The following is a 25,496-nucleotide window of genomic DNA, read 5'->3' as shown; positions in this document are numbered from 1 at the left end:
GAAACTCCGGGCTCGCCGTGGCGTCCAGTGGTAGCGGGGCCCGGTTTGCCCGATCCCCGGCACCCTGGCGAGATTTCACTTCCCGGCAACATGGGCCTGGCCGCGTGGTACCCCGGGTATCGCCGTCCCGTGTCCTCGCCCGGTTGGCCGGATCGTGCCGCCGGGCGATGACGGTGGGTGGCCGCGAGGCGGATGGGACGGTTCCGGCCAAGGTCGGCCGGTACGGCGGCCGTCGCGCGGTGTCCCGGCGCGTCGCGAGGCGGGGCGGTGCCGCACGCCGGAGGCGCACGCGGTAACGTCGCATCCGTCGACGGGCCCGCTCGGGCGGCGTCCCTCGGACGCGACAGCGACCGAAACGCCACTTGCGCCCGCGCGGGCCGCACGCACTCCGGCGCGTGGACAGCGGCTACGCGCCGGCGCGTACGTCGGACTACGCACCAGCTTGGTACGAGCTGTGAGGCTTCTCCGCAGATCAGCGCACCCGCCCTCGTCGCGACGCATCAGCGGCAACTGACTGGTACGTGCAAATTATTTGGGATGCCCCGGAATAGGAACACAGCGGCCCCCCGGCTCGTTGTCATTACGTGAGCACGACACCACCTGTTCTCGCCGCAGAGCTGGCGCAGGCGTGGGCCGACATTCAGCGGCACCACACCGAGCTGCCCGATCTTGCCGCGCCCGAGTCCCTGATCGGAGAGTCGTCGTCCGCCTGCGGGCACGAGCTCTCCTTCGAGCGACTGCTTCACGAGGCAGTCCACGGCATCGCCGCCGCGCGCGGAGTACGCGACACCTCCCGCGCGGGGCGCTACCACAACCGCCGATTCCTCGCGATCGCCGAGGAGCTGGGCCTGGACCACCCCGAGGAGCCGCATCCCAGCAGCGGCTTCTCGCTGGTCACGCTCACCCCCGAGGCGAAGCGCCGCTACCGCCCGACGATCGAACGCCTCCAGCGCGCGCTGAAGGCCCATACCGTCGCCACCGCGACCGACACGGCCCGCAGCTTCCGCGGTCCGGCCGCCCGGCACGGCTCCTCCGGGGGAGGGGTGCGCGTGAAGGCCGTCTGCGACTGCGGGCGCAACGTGCGCGTCGTCCCGTCGGTGCTGGCCCAGGCCCCGATCATGTGCGGCGGCTGCGGCAAGCCGTTCCGCATCCCGGAGGTGGTCGGCGCGGGAGTGAGCTGACGGTCCGGCTGCTCGTGGCAGCCGGACCGGTGCCGGGGCCCGTCGTCCGAGCCGAGTGGCCGGCCCGCGGGGCGGGCCCGGCGCCCTGGGTCCGACGGGCCTGCCCGCGTGTGGCACAATGGCTAGCTGTACTCGACAGTCGCACAGGACCCCTCTCTCCTCCGGCTGACGCGTCCATCGGGCACTCGGGTACCGCAACCCCACGCGGCTCCCTCGCCGTGCCCACCCACGTCAAAACCAGGAGAACCCACTCCCGTGGCAGTCAAGATCAAGCTGAAGCGTCTGGGCAAGATCCGTTCGCCTCACTACCGCATCGTCGTCGCCGACTCCCGTACCCGCCGTGACGGCCGGGCCATCGAGGAGATCGGCAAGTACCACCCGACGTACAACCCGTCGGTGATGGAGGTCGACGCCGAGCGTGTCGCGTACTGGCTCGGTGTCGGCGCCCAGCCGACCGAGCCCGTGCTCGCCATCCTGAAGAAGACCGGCGACTGGCAGAAGTTCAAGGGCGAGCCCGCCCCGGCTCCGCTGCTGCAGCCGGCCGAGAAGGCGGCCCGCCCGTCCTTCGAGGCGATCGGTGGCGAGGACGAGGGCAAGGGTGACGCGATCACCCAGAAGAAGAAGGCCGACAAGAAGGACGAGGCCGCCGCCGAGTCCTCCGCGTCCGAGGCCTGAGCATGCTCGAGGAGGCTCTCGAGCACCTCGTGAAGGGCATCGTCGACAACCCCGACGATGTGCAGGTCGCCTCGCGCAACCTGCGCCGCGGACGGGTGCTCGAGGTCCGGGTCCACCCCGACGACCTCGGCAAGGTGATCGGCCGCAACGGCCGCACCGCGCGTGCCCTGCGCACCGTCGTGGGCGCCATCGGCGGCCGCGGTGTCCGTGTCGACCTCGTCGACGTGGACCACGTCCGCTGACGCCAAACGCAGCACCGGCTCGGGCCGGGGAAGGCCACAGGGCCGTCCCCGGCCCGCAGTCGTATGACAGGAGATCAAGCACAGTGCAGCTGGTAGTCGCGCGCATCGGCCGCGCCCACGGGATCAAGGGCGAGGTGACCGTCGAGGTCCGCACGGACGAGCCGGAGCTGAGGCTCGGCCCCGGTGCCGTACTGGCCACCGACCCCGCCTCCGCCGGTCCGCTCACCATCGAGACCGGCCGGGTGCACAGCGGCCGCCTCCTGCTGCGCTTCGCCGGCGTCCACGACCGCACCGGGGCCGAGGCGCTGCGCAACACCCTCCTGATCGCCGACGTGGACCCGGACGAGCGGCCCGAGGACGAGGACGAGTACTACGACCACCAGCTGATCGACCTGGACGTGGTGACCGCCGACGGCACAGGGGTCGGCCGCATCACCGAGATCTCCCACCTGCCCACCCAGGACCTCTTCGTGGTGGAGCGCCCCGACGGCAGCGAGGTCTACGTGCCGTTCGTCTCCGAGATCGTGACCGAAATCGACCTGGACGAGCAGCGCGCGGTCATCGACCCGCCGCCCGGCCTGATCGACGACCGGGCCGCCCGCGACGAAGTCGCTGATGGACGCAGCGCCTCCACGCGTGACGCAGGGGACGAGGCGTGATGCGGCTCGACGTCGTCACGATCTTCCCCGAGTACCTGGAGCCGCTGAACGTCTCCCTCGTCGGCAAGGCACGCGCGCGCGGACAGCTCGGCGTCCACGTGCACGACCTGCGCGAGTGGACGTACGACCGCCACAACACGGTCGACGACACCCCCTACGGCGGCGGCCCCGGCATGGTCATGAAGACCGAGCCGTGGGGCGAGGCCCTGGACTCCGTCCTGGCCGACGGCTACGAGACGGGGTCCGGTGAGCCCGCCCTCATCGTGCCCACGCCCAGCGGCCGGCCCTTCACCCAGGAACTCGCCGTCCACCTCTCCGAGCGGCCCTGGCTGATCTTCACCCCCGCACGCTACGAGGGAATCGACCGCCGCGTCGTCGACGAGTACGCGACCCGGATGCCCGTGTACGAGGTGTCCATCGGCGACTACGTCCTGGCCGGTGGCGAGGCGGCCGTGCTCGTCGTCACCGAGGCCGTGGCCCGGCTGCTGCCCGGCGTCCTCGGCAACGCCGAGTCCCACCGGGACGACTCCTTCGCCCCCGGCGCCATGGCCAACCTGCTGGAGGGCCCCGTCCACACCAAGCCGCCGCAGTGGCGCGGACGCGGCATCCCGGACGTGCTGCTCAGCGGCCACCACGGCAAGATCGCCCGCTGGCGCCGCGACGAGGCCCTGCGCCGCACCACGGCCAACCGGCCCGACCTGATCGAACGGTGCGAGCCCGCCGCCTTCGACAAGAAGGACCGCGAAATGCTCTCCATCCTGGGCTGGCAGCCCGACCCGGACGGGGAGCCGTACGGCCGATTTTGGCGCAGGACCCCGGGCATGGAACAATAGGCGGCTGTTGTGCGTCCGTCCGGAGCGCGCCCCTGCCACAGGGGGAGACGACGCCCGTCCCGACCCGCACGACGCTCATTCCGAAACACCTAGTTTCCGTTGATGACCTGTGGCATCAGCGAGGAAAGCAGACGAAATGTCTCACCTGCTCGACTCCGTCGACGCCGCGTCGCTGCGCAGCGACGTCCCGGCCTTCCGCCCCGGCGACACCGTCAACGTCCACGTGCGCGTCATCGAGGGCAACCGCTCCCGTGTGCAGCAGTTCAAGGGCGTCGTCATCCGCCGCCAGGGCGCCGGCGTGCGCGAGACCTTCACGGTCCGCAAGGTCTCCTTCTCCGTCGGCGTCGAGCGCACCTTCCCGGTGCACACCCCGATCGTGGAGAAGATCGAGCTCGTCACCCGCGGTGACGTCCGTCGCGCCAAGCTGTACTACCTGCGCGAGCTGCGCGGCAAGGCCGCGAAGATCAAGGAGAAGCGCGACAGCTGAGCGCCCTCCGAGGTCCGTGCCGGGGCCGGATAACATCTGGCCCCGATGGACATCGAAACACAGCACACGGAGCGCGACCGCTCCTCCCGCCCTTCCGACTCCGAGCAGCCCTCGGAACCGGAGGCCCCGGAGGAACGGTCGCGTTTCGCGTTGGCGGGGCGCGCGGGACGGCTCACGGACTGGGTGCCGGGCGGCCGGATCACCGTGACCCTGCTGGTCCTCCTGCTGTTCCTGCTGCTGCTCAGCACCTTCGTGCTGCAGCCGTTCCAGATCCCGAGCGGATCGATGGAGCGAGGATTGAGGATCGGTGACCGCGTTCTCGTAAACAAGTTGGCGTACCGTTTCGATCGTCGGCCGCAGCGGGGCGACGTCGTCGTCTTCGACGGCACCGGGCTCTTCGGGCACGGCGACTACATCAAACGCGTTGTCGGTGTGGGCGGGGACCACGTGGTGTGCTGCGACGAGGAGGGGAGGGTGCGGGTGAACGGCCAGTCGGTCGACGAGTCGGCCTTCCTGTACCCCGGTGACCGCCCGTCCACGGTCCCCTTCGACGTCGTCGTCCCCGACGGCACCCTCTTCGTCCTCGGCGACCACCGCGCCGACTCCAGCGACTCCCGCGACCACCTGGGCTCCCCGGGCGGCGGGATGGTCCCGCTGGACGAGGTGATCGGGCGTGCCGACTGGATCGTCTGGCCCTTCGATCACGCCACCCGCCTCGACCGCCCCGACGCCTACGCGCGCGTACCGGACGCGGAGACCGGCACCGGGGACGCCTCAGAGGCCGGCGCGGCGCGGGCCGGGGACGCCGATGGGTAGCCGGGGCAAGCCGCGGGGAGTGCCCAGCAGCCCCACGGAGAACCTGCTGCCCACCGGCTCGAGGCGCACCGCCGCGCCCTCCGGCGGCCGCTCGCGCGCCGAGCGCCGCAAGCTCCAGCGCAAGGTCAAACGGCGGCGCAGACGCGGCGCCGTCAAGGAGATCCCCCTCCTCGTCGGCGTAGCGGTCCTCATAGCGCTGGTGCTGAAGACCTTCCTCGTCCAGGCCTTCGTGATCCCCTCGGGCTCCATGGAGCAGACCATCCGGATCGGCGACCGGGTCCTGGTGGACAAGCTCACCCCCTGGTTCGGCTCCGAACCGCAGCGCGGGGACGTCGTCGTCTTCCGGGACCCCGGCGGCTGGCTCCAGGGCGAACAGACCACCAAGAAGGACGACCCCGTCGTCGTCAAACAGGTCAAGGAGGGCCTCGCCTTCATCGGACTGCTGCCGTCCGACGACGAGAAGGACCTCATCAAGCGGGTCGTCGGAGTGGGCGGGGACCACGTCAAGTGCTGTGACAAACAGGGACGCGTCACGGTCAACGGCGTTCCCCTGAACGAGGGCTACCTGTACCCCGGGGACAGCCCGTCCCGGACGCCGTTCGACGTCACCGTCCCCGAGGGGCGGCTGTGGGTGATGGGCGACCACCGGTCCAACTCCGCCGACTCCCGCTTCCACCAGGAGACCGACTTCGGCACCGTGTCCCAGGACGAGGTGGTGGGACGGGCCATGGTGATCGCGTGGCCGTTCGGTCACTGGACCACGCTGGACGAACCCGAGACGTACGCGTCCGTGTCCGACTCGGCCTCCGGTTCGACCGCTGCTCCCGGACTGTCGCATAGGGTTGCCCCCTACGATCCGAACGCGATGATTGAACTCCCGACCCCTGCGGAACTCCCGCTCGTTATGGGAGTGGTGGGCCTGCGTCGTATCCGGGGCAGGCGGTGGCAGAGAGTGAGGAGTTGGCGTGGGGGATGTGGCGGTTGGCGCACGGTCCGGTCACGACGGCGAGGAGAACCGCGGACGCCCCGAGGAGACGGCCGGCCCGGCGGCGGTCGGGGCCCCGGACTCCGGGTACGGCTCCGGAACCGAGGACGGCAGGGTGACGAACGGGCAGGGCGGCCAGAACGGGCGCAACGGCGGGACGCAGGACGAGGGGGTCGGCGGGACGCCTCCCGCGACACCTCCGGCGGCCAAGAAGCAGCGCTCCTTCTGGAAGGAGCTGCCGATCCTGATCGGCATCGCGCTGGTCCTGGCCCTGCTGATCAAGACGTTCCTGGTGCAGGCGTTCTCGATCCCGTCGTCCTCGATGGAGAACACGCTTCAGATCGGTGACCGGGTCCTGGTCGACAAGCTGACCCCCTGGTTCGGCTCCGAGCCCGAGCGCGGCGAGGTCGTCGTCTTCCACGACCCGGCCGACTGGCTGGCGGGCGAGCCGACGCCCGACCCGAACGCGCTGCAGACCGTTCTCAGCTGGATCGGCCTGATGCCGTCCGCGGACGAGAAGGACCTGATCAAGCGCGTCATCGGCGTCGCCGGCGACACGGTCGAGTGCAACAAGACCGGCCCGCTGAAGGTCAACGGCAAGGCGTTGAGCGAGCCGTACGTCTACCCGGGCAACACGCCCTGCTCGGACGACGACCAGGGCGGGCGGTTCAAGGTCACGGTGCCCGAGGGCAAAATCTGGGTCATGGGTGACCACCGGCAGAACTCCCGGGACTCCCGGTACAACCAGTCGGACAAGAACGGCGGCATGGTCCCCGTGGACGAGGTCGTCGGCCGCGCCATCGTGGTCGCCTGGCCGATGGGCCGCTGGAGCACCCTGCCGGTCCCGGACACCTTCGACCAGGACGGCCTGCAGTCCCAGGCCCGCTCCTCGGCGGCCGCCGCGCTCTCGGTCGCGCCCCAGGGCCTGGCCGTGGCCGGTGTGGTCCCGTTCGTCTGGTGGCGCCGCCGCCGTATCGCCCCGGCCGAGACGCGCTGAGCCCGCCGGGATCCCGCCGAGGTTCCACGAGCCCCCTTCCGGCCTCCGGGAGGGGGCTGCCCCGTGGGCGTACCGCCGGGTAAGGTGCGGCTCCATGGGTGGCGAGAGCACGACACGTACGGTCCCGCGCGGCGGCGGAGCGAAGAAGGGCCCGGTGGGCAGCCGGACCGGGCAGCGGCTGTCCGGCATCGCCGTGGCGCTGGGCCTGGTGCTGTTCCTCGGCGGATTCGCCTGGGGCGCGGTGCTCTACCGCCCCTACACCGTGCCGACCGGCTCGATGACGCCGACGATCAACGCCGGTGACCGGGTCCTGGCGCAGCGCGTCGACGGCGCCGACGTCCGACGCGGCGACGTCGTCGTGTTCAAGGACGCGACATGGGCCAACGCCCCGATGGTCAAGCGGGTCGTCGCCGTCGGCGGGGACACCGTCTCCTGCTGCCAGAAGGGCAAGCTGAAGGTCAACGGCAAGGTGATCGACGAGCCGTACCTGCCCGCCGGCACCCCGGCCGAGATCAGCGACTTCCAGACAGTGACCGTCCCGGAGGGCCGCCTGTTCCTGCTCGGCGACGAGCGCGACAACTCCGTCGACTCCACCGCCCACCTCACCGACGCGGCCGGCGGCACCGTGTCGCGCGGTGCCGTGGACGGCCGCGTGGACGCCGTGGCCTGGCCGATGAACGGCATGCTGGAGCGGCCGACCGGCTTCGAGGCGCTGGGCGACCTGTCCTCGCCGGGCCCGCTGCGGACGGTCGTCGTGCTGGTCGTCGCCGGGGCCGTGCTGATCCTGGGCGGCGCGGCCTACGGTCCGCTGGCCAAGCGTGCGGGGGCCTCCCGTGCCCGAAAGGGAGCGGGGCCGACCGGTGCCCGCTGAGGTGACCCCGGCGGGCCAGGACACCTACGAGGGCGGCCTGCGCCGGGTCGCCCGGGTGGTGCTGCTCGATCCCGAGGACCGCATCCTGCTGCTGCACGGCCACGAACCGGACGACCCGGCCGACGACTGGTGGTTCACCCCCGGCGGCGGCGTGGAGGGCGACGAGACCCGGGAGCAGGCCGCCCGGCGCGAACTCCTGGAGGAGACCGGCATCACCGACGTCGAACTCGGCCCGGTGCTGTGGCGGCGCAGGTGCTCCTTTCCCTTCGCGGGCCGCCGCTGGGACCAGGACGAGTGGTACTACCTGGCCCGCACAGCCCAGACCGCCACCGAGCCCGTCGGCCTCACCGAACTGGAGCGGCGCAGCGTCGCCGGAGCGCGCTGGTGGACGTGTGAGGAACTGACCCGGGCACGTGAGACGGTGTATCCGACCAGACTCGCCGGGCTGCTGCGCACGCTGCTCGACGAAGGTCCCCCGGCCGGTCCGGTGACCCTGGACACCGAAATCGTCTAGGGGCGCGCGGGACTGGCGCACAATGGGGTGACCGCACGGCTGAAGGGGAACATGCCATGAGCGCCGAGGACCTCGAGAAGTACGAGACCGAGATGGAGCTCAAGCTCTACCGGGAGTACCGCGATGTCGTCGGTCTGTTCAAATACGTGATCGAGACCGAGCGGCGTTTCTACCTCACCAATGACTACGAGATGCAGGTGCACTCGGTCCAGGGCGAGGTGTTCTTCGAGGTCTCCATGGCTGACGCCTGGGTGTGGGACATGTACCGGCCGGCCCGGTTCGTCAAGCAGGTGAGGGTGTTGACGTTCAAGGACGTGAACATCGAGGAGCTGAACAAGAGCGACCTGGAGCTTCCGGGCGGGTGACGGAGTTTTCCACAACCGGTGAGTAGTTCACCGTGAGTGACGGGATCTGCCCGTCTGCGTGATGGTTGGCGCCGGAGGTGGTGCCGACATGAACGCACGAGGTGCGATGGGCAAGTACGGCGAGACGCTCGCCGCCCGCCGGCTGACCGGGGCCGGAATGACCGTCCTGGAGCGCAACTGGCGCTGCGGCAGGACCGGCGAGATCGACATCGTGGCCCGGGACGGAGACGTCCTGGTCGTCTGCGAGGTCAAGACGCGCCGGGCCGGCTCCTTCGAGCACCCGATGGCCGCCGTGACCCCGGAGAGGACCGAGCGGCTGCGGCGGCTCGCCGAGCGCTGGATCCAGACCCACGGGGGAGCTCCGCCCGGCGGCGTCCGCATCGACCTGGTCGGAGTGCTCCTCCCGCAGCGCGGCGCCCCCGTGGTCGAGCACGCCCGGGGGGTGGCGTGATGGGGTTCGCGCGGACGTGCTCGGTGGCGCTCGTCGGCGTCGACGGCGTGGTGGTCGAGGTCCAGGCCGACCTGGAACCGGGTGTGGCGGCGTTCACGCTGGTGGGTCTGCCGGACAAGAGCCTCACGGAGAGCCGCGACCGGGTACGGGCGGCCGTGGTGAACTCGGGCGCGGAGTGGCCCCAGAAGAAGCTCACGGTGGGACTCAGCCCGGCATCGGTGCCCAAGAGCGGCAGCGGCTTCGACCTCGCCGTCGCCGCGAGCGTCCTGGGCGCGGCGGAACGGATCGACCCGCGGGTGCTCGCCGACATCGTGATGATCGGAGAGCTGGGCCTGGACGGCCGGGTGCGGCCGGTGCGCGGCATCCTGCCGGCGGTACTGGCCGCGGCCGAGGCCGGCTACGAACAGGTGGTCGTGCCGGAGTGCGCCGCGGCCGAGGCGTCGCTGGTGCCGGGGGTGTCGGTGCTCGGCGTGCGCAGCCTGCGCCAGCTGATCGCCGTCCTCGCCGACGAACCCGTGCCGGAGGAGGAACAGGAGGACCAGCAGGGCCGCCCCGACCCGCTCCTGGCGGGCCTGCGGATGCCCGGCACCGGCGCCGCCACCGGAATGCACGGCGTGGGCGCGGCACAGCACGACCACGGCCACGATCTCGCCGACGTCGTCGGACAGGAGTCGGCGCGCACGGCGGTGGAGGTCGCCGCGGCCGGTCGCCACCACCTGTTCCTGGAGGGGCCGCCCGGCGCGGGCAAGACCATGCTCGCCGAACGGCTGCCCGCCATCCTGCCCCGGCTCTGCCGGGCGGAGTCCCTCGAGGTCACCGCCGTGCACTCGGTGGCGGGGCTGCTGCCGCCGGGCAAGCCCCTGATCGACGTGGCCCCCTACTGCGCTCCCCACCACTCCGCCACGATGCAGGCCCTGGTGGGAGGCGGCCCCGGCATCGCGCGGCCCGGAGCCGTCTCGCTGGCACACCGGGGCGTCCTGTTCCTGGACGAGACGCCGGAGTTCAGCTCTCACGCGCTGGACGCGCTGCGTCAGCCGCTGGAGGCCGGGCACGTCGTCATCGCGCGCAGCGCGGGCGTGGTGCGCTTCCCGGCGCGGTTCCTGATGGTGCTCGCCGCCAACCCCTGTCCGTGCGGGCGGTTCTCGCGGACCGACGAGCTGTGCGAGTGCTCGCCCTCGGCGATCCGCCGCTATCAGGCCAGGTTGTCCGGGCCGCTGCTCGACCGGGTCGACCTGCGGGTCGAGGTGGACCGGGTCACGCGCAGCCAGCTGGCGGGGGACGGCCCCCGGGGCGATTCCACCGCTGCCGTCGCCGACCGGGTGCGCGCGGCCCGGGAGCGGGCGGCCGCGCGGCTCGCGGGCACGCCGTGGCGGTCGAACAGCGAGGTGCCCGGCCGGGAGCTGCGCAGTCGCTGGCGCGCCGCGCCCGGAGCGCTGGAGGAGGCGGAGCGCAGCCTGGAACGCGGTGTGCTCACCGCCCGCGGACTCGACCGGGTCCTGCGCGTCGCCTGGACGGTCGCCGACCTGGTCGGCCACGACCGCCCCGAAGCGAGGGACGTCGCCCTGGCACTGCAACTGCGCACCGGGGTGCCGCGGGGCGTTCCGATGGCCCTGGGAGCCCTGGCGTGACCGGGGACACCGCGCCGACGGAAGACGGCGCCCTCTTCGACGCCGCCGCCGTGCCCATCGGCGGTGAGGTGGCCGAGGAGGCGGCAGTGCGACGGGGCGAGGCACCGCGCGGCGCCGACGCAGTGGGTGCCGACGCGACGGGTGACGGAGCCCTGATCGTGCCGGGCCCTGCGGCCGGGAGGGGCGGCACGGTCCAGCCGGACCTGGTGGTCGCGATGGGCGGGAGGGTCGGGAACGACGGCCCGGTCGGTCGTGACGGCTCGGCCGGTCAGGACACCGCGGTTGGGAAGGCGGGCCCGGTCGGTCAGGACAACGGGGTCGGGAAGGCCGGCCCGGTCGGGAAGGCTGGTGCGGTCGGGAAGGCTGGTGCGGTCGGGAAGGACCGCGGGGTTGTGAAGCCCGGCGAGGTCGGGCCTGGCCTGGTGGTCGGGGCGGGCGGCACGGCTGGGGAAGGCGGCCCGGTCGGTCCGGACGACCTGGTCGGGAAGGCGGGCCCGGTCGGTCGTGACGGCCCGGTCGGTCAGGACACCGCGATTGTGAAGCCCGACGAGGTCCGGGAGGCCGGTCCCGTCGGGAAGGACGGCGCGGTCGAGGAGGACCGCGGCGTCGCGGCGCACGCCGGGGTCGGGGCGGGCGGCGCGGCCCGGGCGGGTGGCGTGGGCCAGGGCGGCTTCGCCGCCGGAGCGCGTGACGTCGGCGCGGCGGGTGCTTCGGCACCGGGCGGTGGCGGGGCCCACAGCGGGAGGTCGGCGGACGGTGAGTTGCTCGGGCGGGTCTTCCTCGCCCGGGTCCTCGAACCCGGCGACGAGACCGGCGGACGGTGGATCCGCGAGAGGGGCGTTCTTGCAGTGGCGCGGCGCCTGCGCGAGGTGGGACGCGCCCTGCCGGGGGTGAGCGAGAAGCGGTGGGCCGGCCTGTGTGCCCGGGCGGGCACGGCCGACCCGCGCCGTGACCTGGCGGTCGCCCGGTCCGCGGGGGCGCGGTTCGTGGTCCCCGGGACCGCCGAGTGGCCGGGGCAGCTCGACGACCTCGGCGATGCCCGGCCGCTCGGGCTGTGGGTGCGGGGCACGCCCAGCCTGCGCATGTGGGCGCTGAGGTCGGTCGCTGTCGTCGGCGCCCGTGCCTGCACCGAGTACGGCGCCCACATGGCCGCCACCCTCGCCGCCGGCCTGGCCGAGCGCGGCTGGGTCGTGGTGTCCGGCGGCGCCTACGGCGTCGACGGCGCCGCACACCGGGGCGCACTGGGCGCCGGCGGCGCCACCGCGGCGGTCCTCGCCTGTGGCGTCGACCGCCCCTACCCTCCCGGGCACACCGCGCTGATCACCAGGATCGCCGAGCAGGGCCTGGTCGTCGGAGAGCTGCCACCGGGCGATCACCCGACGCCGAGCAGATTCGTCCTGCGCAACCGGGTCATCGCCGCGCTCACCCGCGGCACCGTCGTGGTCGAGGCCGCCTACCGCAGCGGGTCGCTGGTCACCGCCCGCGCGGCCCGGCGTCTGGGCCGGCACGTGATGGGCGTACCCGGACCGGCGACCAGCGCGCTCTCCGCAGGGGTGCACGAGCTGCTGCGCGGCGACGCGGTGCTCGTCGGCGACGCCGCCGAGGTGGTCGAACTCGTCGGCGACATGGGAGAGCTGCCTCCGGAACGGCGCGGGCCGGTCCTCCCCACCGATCTCCTGGAGCCCCGGACCCGCCAGGTGCTGGCCGGGCTCCCCGGGCGGGGAACGGCGACGGCCGCCGAGGTGGCACGCCGTGCCCAGACCACCACGGACGACGCCACCGCGAGACTGTACGAGCTTCGAGCGCTTGGTTACGTCGAACGACACGGCGACGGCTGGAAGTTGACACGCCAGGCGATGATCTCGATTCGCGGTGGTCGCAGCCCTCGCTGACGCACCGTGTTCGGCCGTCCGGGGGAAGCCCGACGCCCGTGGGGATTCCGGCAGTTGGGGTATTCGAATGATCACCCAGAGCGATCATCGTCCCCCCTGTAGAGCGTTCAGCGGAACGTATCTGCGTAGGGGTTCCGCCCCCTCCTTCGCACACCGCGACGGTCCAGTCACGCTACGCTCACGATGACCCCCACGCAGACGGCCGACAACAGGCGACGACGAGAGAGCAGGCCGGCGGCCTCAGGCACACGACATCACGGCAGAAACGGCACTAGGCGACGAATGCCCCAGCACACCTCCGGGTCCGACCGGGCGGCGATCCCCCCAGCCGCCCGCGACGGTGGCAGCGTGCGACCGTCCGCCCCCTCGACACTCGACGAGCTGTGGCGGTCGTACAAGGCGACCGGCGACGAGCGGCTGCGGGAACAGCTGATCCTGCACTACTCGCCCCTCGTGAAGTACGTGGCGGGCCGGGTCAGCGTGGGGCTGCCGCCCAATGTCGAGCAGGCCGACTTCGTCTCCTCCGGAGTGTTCGGACTGATCGACGCCATCGAGAAGTTCGACGTCGACCGCGAGATCAAGTTCGAGACGTACGCGATCACCCGGATCCGCGGCGCCATGATCGACGAACTGCGCGCGCTGGACTGGATCCCGCGGTCGGTGCGGCAGAAGGCGCGCAACGTGGAGCGTGCGTACGCGACGCTGGAGGCACGGCTGCGCCGCACCCCGTCGGAGAGCGAGGTCGCCGTGGAGATGGGGATCGCCGTGGAGGACCTCCACGCGGTCTTCAGCCAGCTGTCACTGGCCAACGTGGTGGCCCTGGAGGAGCTGCTGCACGCGGGCGGCGAGGGCGGCGGCCGGCTGAGCCTGATGGACACCCTGGAGGACACCGCCGCCGACAATCCGGTGGAGGTCGCCGAGGACCGGGAGCTGCGACGGCTCCTGGCCCGGGCGATCAACACGCTGCCGGAGCGGGAGAAGACCGTCGTCACGCTGTACTACTACGAGGGCCTCACGCTCGCCGAGATCGGGAACGTGCTGGGCGTGACCGAGAGCAGAGTCAGCCAGATTCACACCAAGTCGGTGCTGCAACTCCGCGCCAAGCTGGCCGGTTTCGGCCGCTGACCTGGGCTTACGGCACGGGGTGCGACTCGGTCGGCGCAGCGGTCACCGGCCGTCCGGCCGGTGAGTGACTCCCGTCCGGGGTGCCGCGTCCGTAAAGTGGTGACGTGCCAAGGATTCGAGCGGCCTCTGTGGCCGAGCACCGGTCGATGCAGCGTGCCGCCCTGCTGGACGCGGCACGCTCCCTGCTGTCCGACGGCGGGACGGAGGCGCTGACCTTCCCCGCCCTCGCCGAACGGACGGGACTTGCCCGGTCCTCCGTGTACGAGTACTTCCGGTCGCGGGCTGCCGTGGTCGAGGAGCTGTGCGCCGTCGACTTCCCCGTCTGGGCCGCGGAGGTCGAGGCGGCGATGGAGGGCGAGACGGCTCCCGAGGCCAAGATCGAGGCGTATGTGCGCAAGCAGCTCGACCTGGTCGGGGACCGGCGGCACCGGGCCGTCGTGGCCATCTCCGCGAGCGAGCTGGACGCCGGCGCCCGGGAGAAGATCCGCGCCGCGCACGGCGGACTGATCGCGATGATCGTCGAGGCGCTGGGCGAGATGGGGCACGACCAGCCGAGGCTGGCGGCGATGCTCCTCCAGGGCGTCGTGGACGCTGCCGTACGGCGGATCGAGCTGGGCGCCGCCGAGGAGCCGACGGTGATCACGGAGGCGGCGGTCTCCATGGCGCTGCGGGGCGTTCGGGGCTGACCCCCGCCCGGCCGGGCAACGGCACCCCCAGGACCGGCAGCAGCCTCGACGGCCCCGCGGCCAGCAGCCACGGCGGAAGCAGGGACAGCGGGTTGAGATAGACATCGCCCCGCAGCAGGCCCCAGTGCAGGCAGGCCGTGCAGTGCGGGCCCGTCGGCTGCACCGTGCCGAGCACCTCGCCGGCCGCGACCTCGTCGCCCTCCTCCACCGCCGCCTCGACGGGCGCGTACGTCGTCCGCAGCGGCGGATCGCCGGTCCCCGCCAGCTCCATCGAGACCACGCCCCGGCCCGCGACCGGGCCCGCGAACGACACCCGCCCCGCGGCCACCGCCCGTACCGGCGTCCCGCCCGCCGCGGCGAGGTCCACCCCGCGGTGACCCGGCCCGTACGGGGTCGCCGGAGGCTCCCAGCCCCGCACAACCGTGGGCCGGACACCGACCGGCCAGTGCTGGGCCAGGGCCGGCACCGCCGGGTCCGGGACCCTCCGCCCGGCCTCCGTCGCCGAGACCGCCGGAGCGGTGTCCGGAGCACTGTGCGGCGGCCCCGCGGCCAGGACGGTCAGCACCGCCGTCAGCAGTGCCGGCCACGTCCATGCACTCACCCGTCGCCTCGTTCGCATGCGGACACCGTCGCGCACCGGACCCGATCGCCGCCCGGCCCTGTGGACCGTGCCCCGGTTGTGGACAGCCGCGTCACCCGGTACCCCGCGGGTCCCGTACACTTCTGGTGGCGATCCGGGTCACCGGGTCGACTTCGCACGCCCCGACACGAGGCCCGCAAAGGTCCGTGTCAGCGCCCCTCGGTCCCTTGTGGCAGGCGCATCCGGGCGTCAGGCGCGGGAGCCGTCCGGCTCGCGCGGCACAACCGAGAAACTCGAGGAGATACGGCCATGGCCGTCGTCACGATGCGGGAGCTGCTGGAAAGCGGCGTCCACTTCGGTCACCAGACCCGCCGTTGGAACCCGAAGATGAAGCGCTTCATCTTCACGGAGCGCAACGGCATCTACATCATCGACCTGCTCCAGTCGCTGTCGTACATCGACCGCGCCTACGAGTTCGTCAAGGAGACCGTCGCCCACGGCGGCACGGTCATGTTCGTCGGCACGAAGAAGCAGGCGCAGGAGGCCATCGCCGAGCAGGCCACCCGCGTCGGCATGCCCTACGTCAACCAGCGCTGGCTGGGCGGCATGCTCACCAACTTCTCGACCGTCTACAAGCGCCTGCAGCGCCTGAAGGAGCTCGAGCAGATCGACTTCGAGGACGTGGCCGCCTCCGGCCTCACCAAGAAGGAGCTGCTGGTCCTCTCCCGCGAGAAGGCCAAGCTGGAGAAGACCCTCGGCGGTATCCGCGAGATGTCCAAGGTGCCCAGCGCCGTCTGGATCGTGGACACCAAGAAGGAGCACATCGCGGTCGGCGAGGCCCGGAAGCTCAACATCCCGGTCGTCGCCATCCTCGACACCAACTGCGACCCCGACGAGGTCGACTACAAGATCCCGGGCAACGACGACGCGATCCGCTCCGTCACCCTGCTCACCCGCGTGATCGCCGACGCCGTCGCCGAGGGCCTCATCGCCCGCTCCGGTGCCGCCGGCGGCGCCAAGGGCGAGAAGGCCGCCGGTGAGCCGCTCGCCGAGTGGGAGCGCGACCTGCTCGAGGGCGAGAAGGCCGAGAAGAAGGACGACGCCGAGGCCGCCGAGAAGCCCGCCGAGGCTCCCGCCGCCGAGGCCGCCCCGGCTGCCGAGGCCACCGAGGCCCCCGCCGTCGAGGCGCCCGCCGCCGAGGCTCCGGCCGCGGACGCCGAGCAGGCCTGACCCCTCACCACCTTCGGGTTGCGGACGGCGGGGGCCACACAGCCCCCGCCGTCCGGCCCGTAGATCTTCAGACTTCGAGAGAGATTCCGGAATCATGGCGAACTACACCGCCGCCGACGTCAAGAAGCTCCGCGAGCTCACCGGCGCCGGCATGATGGACTGCAAGAAGGCGCTGGACGAGGCCGAGGGCAACGTCGAGAAGGCCGTCGAGGCGCTCCGCATCAAGGGCCAGAAGGGCGTTGCCAAGCGCGAGGGCCGCTCTGCCGAGAACGGCGCCGTCGTCTCGATCATCGCCGACGACAACACCTCGGGTGTCCTCGTCGAGCTGAAGTGCGAGACGGACTTCGTCGCCAAGGGCGAGAAGTTCCAGAACGTCGCCAAGGCCATCGCCGAGCACGTCGCCAAGGCCGCCCCGGCCGACCTGGAGGCGCTGCTCGCCTCCGAGATCGAGCCCGGCAAGACCGTCCAGGCGTACGTGGACGAGGCCAACGCCAACCTCGGCGAGAAGATCGTCCTGGACCGCTTCGCGCAGTTCTCGGGCGGCTACGTGACCGCGTACATGCACCGCACGATGCCCGACCTGCCGCCGCAGATCGGTGTCCTCGTCGAGCTGGACAAGCCCAACGCCGAGATCGCCAAGGGCGTCGCCCAGCACATCGCCGCCTTCGCCCCGAAGTACCTCTCCAAGGAGGACGTCCCGGCCGAGGTCGTCGAGACCGAGCGCCGTGTCGCCGAGGAGACCACCCGCGCCGAGGGCAAGCCCGAGGCCGCCCTGCCGAAGATCGTCGAGGGTCGCCTCAACGGCTTCTTCAAGGACGCCACCCTGCTCGGCCAGCCCTACGCCCTGGACAACAAGAAGTCCGTCCAGAAGGTGCTGGAAGAGGCCGGTGTCAGCCTGAAGCGCTTCTCGCGCATCAAGGTCGGCATCTGAGTCCGTACCGCGACGGACGTGCGACCCCGGTAGGGTCGACAGCAGTCGTCGGCGCCGTTCGCGTATGCCGTTGCGTACGCGCGCGTGGCGGCGGACGACAGCAGATCTGACGAGGAGGCCATTGCCGCGTATGGGATGCGAAACACGCCCCCACCGGCAGTGGCCTTCTTCGTGTGTGTGACCCACGTAAAAGAGGCGAGATCTCCATGACCACCAAGGCCGAGAAGAGCGACGACGGCAAAGTACGCGGCCGCTTCATGCTGAAGCTGTCCGGAGAGGCCTTCTCCGGCGGTGGGGGCCTGGGCGTCGACCCCGACGTGGTGCACGCCATCGCCCGCGAGATCGCGGCCGTCGTCCGGGACGGCGCCGAGATCGCGATCGTCATCGGCGGCGGCAACTTCTTCCGCGGCGCCGAGCTGCAGGTGCGCGGCATGGACCGCGCCCGCTCCGACTACATGGGCATGCTCGGCACCGTGATGAACTGCCTGGCCCTCCAGGACTTCCTGGAGAAGGAGGGCGTCGACTGCCGTGTGCAGACCGCCATCACCATGGGCCAGGTCGCCGAGCCCTACATCCCGCTGCGCGCGGTGCGCCACCTGGAGAAGGGGCGCGTGGTCATCTTCGGCGCCGGGATGGGCATGCCCTACTTCTCCACCGACACCACCGCCGCCCAGCGCGCCCTCGAGATCGACGCCGAGGCCCTGCTCATGGGCAAGAACGGCGTGGACGGGGTCTACGACTCCGACCCCAAGACCAATCCGGACGCCGTGAAGTTCGACGCGCTCGGCTACGGCGAGGTCATCACCCGCGACCTGAAGGTCGCCGACGCCACGGCCGTCACCCTCTGCCGCGACAACAGTCTCCCCATCGTGGTCTTCGAGCTGTTGAAGGAGGGCAATATCGCCCGCGCCGTCAAGGGTGAGAAGATCGGCACGCTTGTGGGTGACCAGGGCAGCCGGGACTGACCGGAGAACACCCCCGTCCGCGGACGCCACCTGTCCGGGGGACGGACGGGACGGGACCGGGCCGGGGGATGGACAATGTCCCGCCGGTCGGGAACCGTGCAGGAAGAACGCGACGCAGCCGGCCGCCGCCCCGCAGGGGAACCGCAGCCGGGCCTACTCAAGACACGCAGGAGCAAGTGGTGATCGAAGAGACCCTCCTCGAGGCCGAGGAGAAGATGGAGAAGGCCGTCGTGGTCGCCAAGGAGGACTTCGCCGCGATCCGCACCGGCCGTGCGCACCCGGCGATGTTCAACAAGATCGTGGCCGACTACTACGGTGCGCTGACGCCGATCAACCAGCTGGCCTCTTTCTCCGTGCCCGAGCCGCGCATGGCCGTGGTGACCCCCTTCGACAAGAGCGCCCTGCGCAACATCGAGCAGGCGATCCGCGACTCCGACCTGGGCGTCAACCCGAGCAACGACGGCAACATCATCCGGGTGGTGTTCCCCGAGCTGACCGAGGAGCGCCGCCGGGAGTACATCAAGGTCGCCAAGGCCAAGGGCGAGGACGCCAAGGTCTCGATCCGCTCCGTGCGCCGCAAGGCCAAGGACGCCATCGACAAGATGGTCAAGGACGGCGACGTCGGCGAGGACGAGGGCCGCCGTGCGGAGAAGGAGCTCGACGACACCACCGCCAAGTACGTCGCACAGGTGGACGAGCTCCTGAAGCACAAGGAAGCGGAGCTGCTCGAGGTCTGATGAACGACTCTTCCTGGGGAGCGCCGCCACAAGCCGGGTACTGGGGGCCGTCCGACCAGGGACCCGTCCAGGGCGCCGGCCCGGCGGGTCCCGCGTACGATGCGCACTACGCGCAGCAGACTCGCCCCATGCCCATCGTGCCCGACGTACCCGAACACGGCGGAGACCAGGACGACGACCAGGGGACCGCTCGGCTGAGCGGTCCCTTGTTCCGGGACGAGCCGTTCCACGACCAGCCCGGTCGCGAGGAGCCGTATCGCGACCAGAACCCGTCGGCGCAGCCGTATGCGGCGGTGCCGCAGAATCCGGAGCCCATGCCCGACGCCCCGCAGCCGGCGCAGCCCCAGCCGCCGCAGAAGAAGAGCGCGGGGCGCGACCTGGGGGCCGCGATAGGGGTCGGCGTCGGCCTCGGCGTGGTGATCATCGCGTCGCTGTTCGTCGTCAAGGCGGTCTTCGTCGGCGTGATCGTGGTCGCCGTCGTGGTGGGCCTGTGGGAGCTGACCAAGCGGCTGGAGGAGCGCAAGGGCATCAAGGCGCCCCTCGTGCCGCTCGCCATCGGTGGCGCGGCGATGGTGGTCGCCGGCTATGCGCGCGGCGCCGAGGGCGCGTGGATCGCCATGGCGCTCACGGCGCTCGCGGTCCTCGTCTGGCGGATGACGGAACCGCCCGAGGGCTACCTCAGGGACGTCACCGCGGGCCTGTTCGCCGCGTTCTACGTGCCGTTCCTGGCCACGTTCGTCGCCATGATGCTGGCGGCGGACGACGGTGCCTGGCGCGTGCTGGTCTTCCTGATACTGACGGTCGTCAGCGACACCGGCGCCTACGCCGTCGGCTGGCGCTTCGGCAAGAAGAAGCTCGCCCCGCGCATCAGCCCCGGCAAGACCCGCGAGGGCCTGCTGGGCGCGGTGGCGTTCGCGATGGCGGCGGGCGCGCTGTGCACGCAGTTCCTCATCGACGACGGCACCTGGTGGCAGGGCCTGCTGCTCGGCCTCGCGGTCGCCGTCAGCGCCACCCTTGGCGACCTCGGCGAGTCCATGATCAAGCGCGACCTCGGCATCAAGGACATGGGCACCCTCCTGCCGGGTCACGGCGGCATCATGGACCGCCTGGACTCGCTGCTGCCGACGGCGCCGGTGGCGTGGCTCCTGCTGGTCGTCTTTGTCGGATCCGGGTGAGTGCAGGCCGTGGCGCCACGCGGCGGTAGCCGCGAATCGATACAGCATGGACCGCCTGGACTCGCTGCTGCCGACGGCGCCGGTGGCGTGGCTGTTGTTGGTGATCTTCGTCGGATCGGGTTGACAGTCATCCGGTAGCATGGAAAGGGCCTGCGGCGTCTGCTGCGGGCCCTTCCGTGTGTCCCCGCCGTTGCGGGGGTGTCCCCGTGAGGTCTCCTGGCTCCGGCACGGCCCTGCCGTTGTCCCCGCAGACGTGGGGGGTTGCCACAGGCCCGCCGTCATGAGGAGTTGTCCGACCGTGGCCCGTCCAGCCCCCGGTGAGCTGACCTTTGCCGCACCCCGCGGAGCGAAGCGGCCGCCGCGGCACCTTGCCGATCTCACGCCTGCCGAGCGCAAGGAAGCTGTCGCCGCGATCGGTGAGAAGCCGTTTCGCGCGAAGCAGCTCTCGCAGCACTACTTCGCCCGGTACGCGCACGACCCCGAGCAGTGGACCGACATCCCCGCCGGCTCGCGCCAGGAGCTGCGGGAGGCGCTGCTGCCCGAGCTGATGACGGTCGTGCGGCACCTGTCGACCGACCAGGGGACCACCCGCAAAACCCTGTGGAAGCTGTTCGACGGGACGCTGGTCGAGTCCGTGCTCATGCGCTACCCGGACCGGGTGACCATGTGCATCAGCTCCCAGGCCGGCTGCGGCATGAACTGCCCGTTCTGCGCCACCGGCCAGGCCGGCCTGGACCGGAACCTGTCGACCGCCGAGATCGTGCACCAGATCGTGGACGGCATGCGGGCGCTCAGGGACGGCGAGGTCCCGGGAGGCCCCGCGCGGCTCAGCAACATCGTGTTCATGGGCATGGGCGAGCCCCTCGCCAACTACAACCGCGTCGTCGGCTCCATCCGCCGCCTCACCGACCCCGAGCCGGACGGTCTCGGGCTCTCCCAGCGCGGCATCACCGTCTCCACGGTCGGCCTCGTCCCGGCGATCCACCGCTTCACCGGCGAGGGCTTCAAGTGCCGCCTCGCCATCTCCCTGCACGCCCCCGACGACGAGCTGCGCGACACCCTCGTCCCCGTCAACACGCGGTGGAAGGTGCGCGAGGTGCTGGACGCCGGGTTCGAGTACGCGGCGAAGTCCGGGCGCCGGCTGTCCATCGAGTACGCCCTGATCCGCGACATCAACGACCAGGCCTGGCGCGGTGACCGTCTCGGGCGGCTGCTCAAGGGCAGGCCCGTGCACGTCAACCTGATCCCGCTCAACCCCACCCCCGGCTCCAAGTGGACCGCGTCCCGGCCCGAGGACGAGAAGGCGTTCGTCGAGGCGATCGCGGCGCACGGTGTGCCGGTGACGATCCGGGACACCCGTGGGCAGGAGATCGACGGGGCGTGTGGTCAGCTCGCCGCGAGCGAGCGGTAACCTGGCCGGCGGCAGTACCGGAAGTACATCGTCATAGCCATCACATCTTCATATTCCGACAGGGGAGCGCCACAGCGCTGAGAGTGCGGCACCGGCCGCAGACCCTCCGAACCTGGCCCAGGTCATTCTGGGTAGGGAGATCGGTCACCACTCGAGCTGTTGCGCCCTGCCCGGGACCCTCGCCAGGGGTTCCGGGCAGGGCCGCGTCTTCTCCTGGTCACCCAGGAGGAATTCAGTGAGCATCACCAAGAAGGTCAGTGTCCTGGCCCTCGGGCTCGGCATGGTCGGCACGCTGGCCGCCTGCGGATCGTCGTCCGACGACGCCGGCGGGGGCAGCGGCTCCGGCGGCTCCAAGACCGTGACCCTCGTCAGCCACGACTCGTGGGCCGCGTCCAAGGACGTCATCGCGGCCTTCGAGAAGGAGTCGGGCTACAAGGTCAAGGTCCTGGAGGACGGCGACGCCGGGCAGGCCGTCAACAAGGCCGTCCTCACCAAGGACAACCCGCAGGGCGACGTCTTCTTCGGCGTCGACAACACCCTGCTCTCCCGCGCCCTCGACAACGGCCTGTTCCAGCCGTACGAGGCGAAGGGCGCCGACCAGGTCCTGCCCGAGTACCGGGCCGACCAGGACAAGCACCGGGTCACGCCCGTCGACACCGGCGACATCTGCGTCAACTACGACAAGGCGTACTTCGACAAGCACGGGCTGACCCCGCCCAAGTCCTACGACGACCTCGCCAAACCCGAGTACGAGAATCTCCTCGTCACCGAGAACGCGGGCAGCTCCTCGCCGGGTCTCGGCTTCCTGCTCGGCACTGCCGCCAAGTACGGCGACGGGGGCTGGGAGGGCTACTGGAAGAAGCTCAAGGCGAACGGCGTCAAGGTCGTCGACAGCTGGGAGCAGGCGTACAACGAGGAGTTCTCCGGCTCGTCCGGCGGCAAGAAGGCGGGAGGCGACCGCCCGCTCGTCGTCTCCTACGCCTCCTCCCCGCCCGCCGAGGTCATCTACGCCGACCCGCAGCCGAAGACCGCGCCGACCGGCGTCGCCGACGGCACCTGCTTCCGGCAGGTCGAGTACGCGGGCCTGCTCAGCAACGCCAGGAACCCCGAGGGCGGCAAGGCCCTCCTCGACTTCCTGCTGGGCAGGACCTTCCAGGAGGACATGCCGCTGAACATGTTCGTCTACCCGGTGCGGGAGGGCGCGAAGATTCCCGAGGCGTTCACGAAGTTCGGGCCGCAGGCCAAGGACCCCGAGACCCTGGCCCCCGCGAAGATCGCCGACAACCGTGACCAGTGGGTCAAGTCGTGGACCTCGCTCGTACTGAAGTGAGCCGAGCAGGCGAGCAGGCGGTGAAGCGGACGCGGAGCGCGCGCGGGAGCGCGGTGCGGCTCGGCCTCATGGCCGTGCCCGTCGCGTTCTTCGCGGTGTTCTTCGCCTACCCCGTCGCCGCCATCGTCGCGCGCGGCCTCGAGATCGACGGGGTCTGGCAGCTCGGCCGGATCGGGGACGTGCTCGCGCAGTCCGACGTGCGGCACGTCCTGTGGTTCACCACCTGGCAGGCGCTGGCGTCCACCGCGCTCACGCTGCTGATCGCGCTGCCCGGCGCGTACGTCTTCGCCCGCTTCGACTTCCCCGGCAAGCAGGTGCTGCGGGCCGTGGTGACCGTCCCGTTCGTGCTGCCGACGGTCGTCGTCGGCACGGCGTTCCTGGCCCTGGTCGGGCGCGGCGGGCTGCTGGACGAGCTGTGGGGCCTGCGCCTGGACACCACGGTGTGGGCGATCCTGCTCGCGCACGTCTTCTTCAACTACGCCGTGGTCGTCCGCACCGTCGGCGGCCTCTGGGCGCAGCTCGACCCGCGGCAGGAGGAGGCCGCTCGGATGCTCGGCGCCTCGCGGCTGCGGGCCTGGCGGCAGGTGACGCTGCCCGCGCTGGCGCCCGCCGTGGCCGCCGCCGCGCTGATGGTCTTCCTGTTCACCTTCACCTCCTTCGGCGTCGTCCAGATCCTCGGCGGGCCCACCTTCTCCACCCTGGAGGTGGAGATCTACCGCCAGACCTCCCAGGTCTTCGACCTGTCCACGGCCGCCGTGCTGACGCTGATCCAGTTCGCCGCCGTCGCCGCCGTCCTCGCCGTACACGCCTGGACGGTGCGGCGGCGCGAGACGGCCCTGCGGCTCGTGGACGCGGCCACGACCGCGCGCCGGCCGCGCGGAGCCGGGCAGTGCACGCTGCTCGCCGGGGTCCTGGCCGTCATCGTCGTCCTGCTGGTGCTGCCGCTCGCGGTGCTGGTCCAGCGGTCGCTGGGCGCGTCCGGCTTCGGCTACTACCGGGCGCTGACCCGCGAGGACGGCGGCACCTTCCTCGTCCCGCCGATCGAGGCGATCGGCAACTCCCTCCAGTACGCCGTCGCCGCCACCGCCATCGCCGTGGTGATCGGCGCGCTGGCCGCGACCGCCCTCACCCGGCGCGACGCGGGCCGCTTCGTGCGCGGCTTCGACGCGCTTCTGATGCTGCCGCTCGGGGTGTCGGCCGTGACGGTCGGCTTCGGTTTCCTGATCGCGCTGGACGAGCCCCCGCTGGATCTCAGATCCTCCTGGATCCTGGTGCCGCTCGCGCAGGCACTGGTGGGCGTCCCCTTCGTCGTACGGACCATGCTGCCGGTGCTGCGGGCGGTGGACGGGCGGCTGCGGGAGGCGGCGGCGGTACTCGGCGCGTCGCCCTGGCGGGTGTGGCGCGAAGTCGACCTGCCGATGGTGCGGCGGGCGCTCCTGGTCGCTGCCGGGTTCGCCTTCGCGGTCTCGCTGGGGGAGTTCGGCGCGACCGTCTTCATCGCACGGCCCGACAACCCGACGCTGCCGGTCGCCGTGGCGCGGCTCCTCGGCCGGCCCGGGGACATGAACTACGGCCAGGCGATGGCCCTTTCGACGATTCTGATGCTGGTGTGCGCGGTGGCCCTGGTGGTGCTGGAGCGGCTGCGGACCGACCGGAGCGGGGAGTTCTGACATGCCGCCCATGCCGCCCGTGCCGCCGAGCCTGCTGAGCCTCGAAGGCGCCACCGTCCGCTTCGGCGGGCGGGCCGTGCTCGACGACGTCGACCTGGGGGTCGCCGAGCACGAGGTGGTGTGCGTGCTCGGGCCCAGCGGCAGCGGCAAGTCGACGCTGCTGCGGGCGGTCGCCGGACTCCAGCCGCTGGACGCCGGACGGGTGACGCTGGACGGACGGGACCAGACGGGAGTGCCCGCGCACAGGCGCGAAGTCGGGCTGATGTTCCAGGACCACCAGCTGTTCCCGCAGCGGGACGTGGCCGGAAACATCGCCTTCGGGCCGCGAATGCGCGGCGCGTCCCGGGCCGAGCAGCACGAGCGGGTGGGGGAGTTGCTGGAGCTGGTCGGGCTGCCGGGCGCCGACCGCCGGTCCGTCGCCGCGCTCTCCGGCGGCGAGCAGCAGCGGGTGGCGCTGGCCCGCGCCCTCGCGCCCCGGCCCCGGCTGCTGATGCTGGACGAGCCGCTCGGCCAGCTCGACCGCTCGCTGCGGGAGCGCCTCGTGGTCGAACTGCGGGAGCTGTTCGGCCGGTTGGGCACCACGGTGCTGGCCGTCACGCACGACCAGGGCGAGGCCTTCGCGCTCGCCGACCGGGTCGTGGTGATGCGCGACGGGCGGATCGCCCAGTCCGGGACACCCCTGGAGGTGTGGCAGCGGCCGGTGAACGCCTTCGTGGCCCGCTTCCTCGGCTTCGACAACGTGGCCGAGGCGTCCGTCACCGGGCAGGCCGCTGACACCCCGTGGGGCAAGGTACCGCTCCCCGAGGACGCCCCGCAGGGCACGAGAACGGTGCTGGTGCGGCCGGCCGGGGTCCGCGTCGTCCCCGTCGGCGAGGGCCTGTGCTGCACGGTCACCGCCCGTACCTTCCGCGGCACGCACGTCGCCGTCCACCTCCAGCCGCAGGACGCGCCCCGCCTGGAGGCGGCCTGCGCGCTGCGGGACGCGCCGGAGGTCGGGGACGCGGTCGGGGTGGAGTTCGACGCGGCCGAAACTGTGGTGCTCGGGTGATCGTCCGCTCGT

General features: G+C 71.7%; 26 protein-coding genes, 1 pseudogene and 1 riboswitch. Of the genes and pseudogenes, 26 read left to right on the top strand and 1 reads right to left on the bottom strand.

The genetic code is table 11. From position 1 onward, the window contains the following. Positions 1 to 584: 584 nt before the first annotated feature. The 17 genes and pseudogenes from ACIQFU_RS19165 (at position 585) to ACIQFU_RS19085 (ending at position 14,407) form a co-directional block, all read left to right on the top strand. Positions 585 to 1,181 carry a hypothetical protein gene (locus tag ACIQFU_RS19165; RefSeq protein WP_052838381.1) on the top strand — a complete coding sequence of 199 codons (597 nt, stop codon included), beginning with the start codon at positions 585 to 587 and terminating at the stop codon, positions 1,179 to 1,181. Between the two features lie 255 nt (positions 1,182 to 1,436). Continuing rightward, positions 1,437 to 1,856 carry a 30S ribosomal protein S16 gene (gene rpsP, locus ACIQFU_RS19160; protein WP_402552910.1) on the top strand — a complete coding sequence of 140 codons (420 nt, stop codon included), beginning with the start codon at positions 1,437 to 1,439 and terminating at the stop codon, positions 1,854 to 1,856. Between the two features lie 2 nt (positions 1,857 to 1,858). Further along, positions 1,859 to 2,098: an RNA-binding protein gene (locus tag ACIQFU_RS19155; protein WP_003973401.1), complete on the top strand. Its 240-nt coding sequence runs from the start codon at positions 1,859 to 1,861 to the stop codon at positions 2,096 to 2,098. Between the two features lie 83 nt (positions 2,099 to 2,181). Next, positions 2,182 to 2,757, top strand: a complete 576-nt coding sequence (gene rimM, locus ACIQFU_RS19150) for a ribosome maturation factor RimM (protein ID WP_402552908.1) — start codon at positions 2,182 to 2,184, stop codon at positions 2,755 to 2,757. Next, complete coding sequence (trmD, locus tag ACIQFU_RS19145) at positions 2,757 to 3,590, top strand: tRNA (guanosine(37)-N1)-methyltransferase TrmD (protein ID WP_402553118.1); 834 nt, start codon at positions 2,757 to 2,759, stop codon at positions 3,588 to 3,590. The genes rimM and trmD overlap by 1 nt, the downstream gene beginning before the upstream one ends. 136 nt (positions 3,591 to 3,726) lie before the next feature. Beyond that, positions 3,727 to 4,077 (top strand): 50S ribosomal protein L19, encoded by a 351-nt coding sequence (rplS, locus tag ACIQFU_RS19140; RefSeq protein WP_003973398.1) that lies wholly within the window; start codon positions 3,727 to 3,729, stop codon positions 4,075 to 4,077. Positions 4,078 to 4,122: 45 nt separating this feature from the next. Next, a complete protein-coding gene (gene lepB / locus ACIQFU_RS19135; protein WP_402552906.1) occupies positions 4,123 to 4,893 on the top strand; it encodes a signal peptidase I in 771 nt (256 codons plus the stop codon). Continuing rightward, positions 4,886 to 5,968, top strand: a pseudogene (lepB, locus tag ACIQFU_RS19130) (signal peptidase I); the annotation flags it as partial. The gene lepB (ACIQFU_RS19135) and the pseudogene lepB (ACIQFU_RS19130), both read left to right, overlap by 8 nt. Continuing rightward, a complete protein-coding gene (gene lepB, locus ACIQFU_RS19125; RefSeq protein ID WP_402552905.1) occupies positions 5,859 to 6,875 on the top strand; it encodes a signal peptidase I in 1,017 nt (338 codons plus the stop codon). The pseudogene lepB (ACIQFU_RS19130) and the gene lepB (ACIQFU_RS19125), both read left to right, overlap by 110 nt. A gap of 94 nt (positions 6,876 to 6,969) precedes the next feature. Next, positions 6,970 to 7,746, top strand: a complete 777-nt coding sequence (lepB, locus tag ACIQFU_RS19120; protein WP_402552903.1) for a signal peptidase I — start codon at positions 6,970 to 6,972, stop codon at positions 7,744 to 7,746. Beyond that, complete coding sequence (locus ACIQFU_RS19115; RefSeq protein ID WP_402552901.1) at positions 7,736 to 8,260, top strand: NUDIX hydrolase; 525 nt, start codon at positions 7,736 to 7,738, stop codon at positions 8,258 to 8,260. Before lepB (ACIQFU_RS19120) ends, ACIQFU_RS19115 begins: the two co-directional genes overlap by 11 nt. Before the next feature lie 56 nt (positions 8,261 to 8,316). Continuing rightward, on the top strand, positions 8,317 to 8,625 hold the full coding sequence (locus ACIQFU_RS19110) for a DUF2469 domain-containing protein (RefSeq protein WP_003965949.1): 309 nt from the start codon (positions 8,317 to 8,319) through the stop codon (positions 8,623 to 8,625). An 88-nt stretch (positions 8,626 to 8,713) separates the two neighbouring features. Further along, complete coding sequence (locus tag ACIQFU_RS19105; protein ID WP_402552899.1) at positions 8,714 to 9,076, top strand: YraN family protein; 363 nt, start codon at positions 8,714 to 8,716, stop codon at positions 9,074 to 9,076. Beyond that, positions 9,076 to 10,704 (top strand): YifB family Mg chelatase-like AAA ATPase, encoded by a 1,629-nt coding sequence (locus tag ACIQFU_RS19100; RefSeq protein WP_402552898.1) that lies wholly within the window; start codon positions 9,076 to 9,078, stop codon positions 10,702 to 10,704. Before ACIQFU_RS19105 ends, ACIQFU_RS19100 begins: the two co-directional genes overlap by 1 nt. Positions 10,705 to 11,360: 656 nt before the next feature. After that, positions 11,361 to 12,596, top strand: a complete 1,236-nt coding sequence (gene dprA, locus ACIQFU_RS19095) for a DNA-processing protein DprA (RefSeq protein ID WP_402553117.1) — start codon at positions 11,361 to 11,363, stop codon at positions 12,594 to 12,596. 282 nt (positions 12,597 to 12,878) lie between these two features. Then, positions 12,879 to 13,721: an RNA polymerase sigma factor WhiG gene (whiG, locus tag ACIQFU_RS19090; RefSeq protein ID WP_402552897.1), complete on the top strand. Its 843-nt coding sequence runs from the start codon at positions 12,879 to 12,881 to the stop codon at positions 13,719 to 13,721. A gap of 128 nt (positions 13,722 to 13,849) precedes the next feature. After that, positions 13,850 to 14,407 carry a TetR/AcrR family transcriptional regulator gene (locus tag ACIQFU_RS19085; protein WP_402553116.1) on the top strand — a complete coding sequence of 186 codons (558 nt, stop codon included), beginning with the start codon at positions 13,850 to 13,852 and terminating at the stop codon, positions 14,405 to 14,407. On the opposite strand, the gene ACIQFU_RS19080 is transcribed toward ACIQFU_RS19085, so the two are convergent. Continuing rightward, entirely contained in the window at positions 14,361 to 15,026 is a 666-nt protein-coding gene (locus ACIQFU_RS19080; protein ID WP_402552895.1) for a murein hydrolase activator EnvC family protein, read from the bottom strand. The two genes, ACIQFU_RS19085 and ACIQFU_RS19080, sit on opposite strands and share 47 nt — an antisense overlap. Positions 15,027 to 15,296: 270 nt before the next feature. On the opposite strand from ACIQFU_RS19080, the gene rpsB reads away from it, so the two are divergent. From rpsB to ACIQFU_RS19035, 9 genes are all read left to right on the top strand, one after another. Then, positions 15,297 to 16,217 carry a 30S ribosomal protein S2 gene (gene rpsB / locus ACIQFU_RS19075; RefSeq protein WP_402552894.1) on the top strand — a complete coding sequence of 307 codons (921 nt, stop codon included), beginning with the start codon at positions 15,297 to 15,299 and terminating at the stop codon, positions 16,215 to 16,217. A gap of 94 nt (positions 16,218 to 16,311) precedes the next feature. After that, positions 16,312 to 17,148 carry a translation elongation factor Ts gene (tsf, locus tag ACIQFU_RS19070; RefSeq protein WP_402552892.1) on the top strand — a complete coding sequence of 279 codons (837 nt, stop codon included), beginning with the start codon at positions 16,312 to 16,314 and terminating at the stop codon, positions 17,146 to 17,148. 206 nt (positions 17,149 to 17,354) lie between these two features. Next, complete coding sequence (gene pyrH, locus ACIQFU_RS19065; protein WP_388777669.1) at positions 17,355 to 18,113, top strand: UMP kinase; 759 nt, start codon at positions 17,355 to 17,357, stop codon at positions 18,111 to 18,113. A 179-nt stretch (positions 18,114 to 18,292) separates the two neighbouring features. Continuing rightward, positions 18,293 to 18,850, top strand: coding sequence for a ribosome recycling factor (gene frr / locus ACIQFU_RS19060; RefSeq protein ID WP_402552890.1), 558 nt, complete (start codon positions 18,293 to 18,295; stop codon positions 18,848 to 18,850). A gap of 128 nt (positions 18,851 to 18,978) precedes the next feature. Next, positions 18,979 to 20,025: a phosphatidate cytidylyltransferase gene (locus ACIQFU_RS19055; RefSeq protein ID WP_402552888.1), complete on the top strand. Its 1,047-nt coding sequence runs from the start codon at positions 18,979 to 18,981 to the stop codon at positions 20,023 to 20,025. Between the two features lie 298 nt (positions 20,026 to 20,323). Then, positions 20,324 to 21,436 carry a 23S rRNA (adenine(2503)-C(2))-methyltransferase RlmN gene (gene rlmN, locus ACIQFU_RS19050; RefSeq protein ID WP_402552886.1) on the top strand — a complete coding sequence of 371 codons (1,113 nt, stop codon included), beginning with the start codon at positions 20,324 to 20,326 and terminating at the stop codon, positions 21,434 to 21,436. Positions 21,437 to 21,486: 50 nt separating this feature from the next. After that, a riboswitch (TPP riboswitch) is annotated at positions 21,487 to 21,592 on the top strand. Between the two features lie 79 nt (positions 21,593 to 21,671). Next, positions 21,672 to 22,766, top strand: coding sequence for a thiamine ABC transporter substrate binding subunit (locus ACIQFU_RS19045; protein ID WP_402552884.1), 1,095 nt, complete (start codon positions 21,672 to 21,674; stop codon positions 22,764 to 22,766). After that, positions 22,742 to 24,436, top strand: a complete 1,695-nt coding sequence (locus tag ACIQFU_RS19040; protein WP_402552883.1) for an ABC transporter permease — start codon at positions 22,742 to 22,744, stop codon at positions 24,434 to 24,436. The genes ACIQFU_RS19045 and ACIQFU_RS19040 overlap by 25 nt, the downstream gene beginning before the upstream one ends. 19 nt (positions 24,437 to 24,455) lie before the next feature. Next, positions 24,456 to 25,484 carry an ABC transporter ATP-binding protein gene (locus ACIQFU_RS19035; protein ID WP_402553115.1) on the top strand — a complete coding sequence of 343 codons (1,029 nt, stop codon included), beginning with the start codon at positions 24,456 to 24,458 and terminating at the stop codon, positions 25,482 to 25,484. Positions 25,485 to 25,496: the final 12 nt, after the last annotated feature.

The sequence above is a fragment of the Streptomyces sp. NPDC093065 genome (genome assembly GCF_044754585.1).
Taxonomy (GTDB): Bacteria; Actinomycetota; Actinomycetes; order Streptomycetales; family Streptomycetaceae; genus Streptomyces.
Note: the sequence above shows the minus strand (reverse complement) of the source record. Positions and strands in the feature narration are given on the sequence as shown.

Bases quoted from the DNA above. Each gene is read 5' to 3' on its own strand.
- ACIQFU_RS19155 (WP_003973401.1), top strand. From the start codon at position 1,859: ATGCTCGAGGAGGCTCTCGAGCACCTCGTGAAGGGCATCGTCGACAAC.
- trmD (WP_402553118.1), top strand. From the start codon at position 2,757: ATGCGGCTCGACGTCGTCACGATCTTCCCCGAGTACCTGGAGCCGCTG.
- rplS (WP_003973398.1), top strand. From the start codon at position 3,727: ATGTCTCACCTGCTCGACTCCGTCGACGCCGCGTCGCTGCGCAGCGAC.
- lepB (WP_402552906.1), top strand. From the start codon at position 4,123: ATGGACATCGAAACACAGCACACGGAGCGCGACCGCTCCTCCCGCCCT.
- lepB (WP_402552903.1), top strand. From the start codon at position 6,970: ATGGGTGGCGAGAGCACGACACGTACGGTCCCGCGCGGCGGCGGAGCG.
- ACIQFU_RS19110 (WP_003965949.1), top strand. From the start codon at position 8,317: ATGAGCGCCGAGGACCTCGAGAAGTACGAGACCGAGATGGAGCTCAAG.
- ACIQFU_RS19105 (WP_402552899.1), top strand. From the start codon at position 8,714: ATGAACGCACGAGGTGCGATGGGCAAGTACGGCGAGACGCTCGCCGCC.
- ACIQFU_RS19100 (WP_402552898.1), top strand. From the start codon at position 9,076: ATGGGGTTCGCGCGGACGTGCTCGGTGGCGCTCGTCGGCGTCGACGGC.
- whiG (WP_402552897.1), top strand. From the start codon at position 12,879: ATGCCCCAGCACACCTCCGGGTCCGACCGGGCGGCGATCCCCCCAGCC.
- ACIQFU_RS19080 (WP_402552895.1), bottom strand. From the start codon at position 15,026: ATGCGAACGAGGCGACGGGTGAGTGCATGGACGTGGCCGGCACTGCTG.
- rpsB (WP_402552894.1), top strand. From the start codon at position 15,297: ATGGCCGTCGTCACGATGCGGGAGCTGCTGGAAAGCGGCGTCCACTTC.
- tsf (WP_402552892.1), top strand. From the start codon at position 16,312: ATGGCGAACTACACCGCCGCCGACGTCAAGAAGCTCCGCGAGCTCACC.
- pyrH (WP_388777669.1), top strand. From the start codon at position 17,355: ATGACCACCAAGGCCGAGAAGAGCGACGACGGCAAAGTACGCGGCCGC.
- ACIQFU_RS19055 (WP_402552888.1), top strand. From the start codon at position 18,979: ATGCCCATCGTGCCCGACGTACCCGAACACGGCGGAGACCAGGACGAC.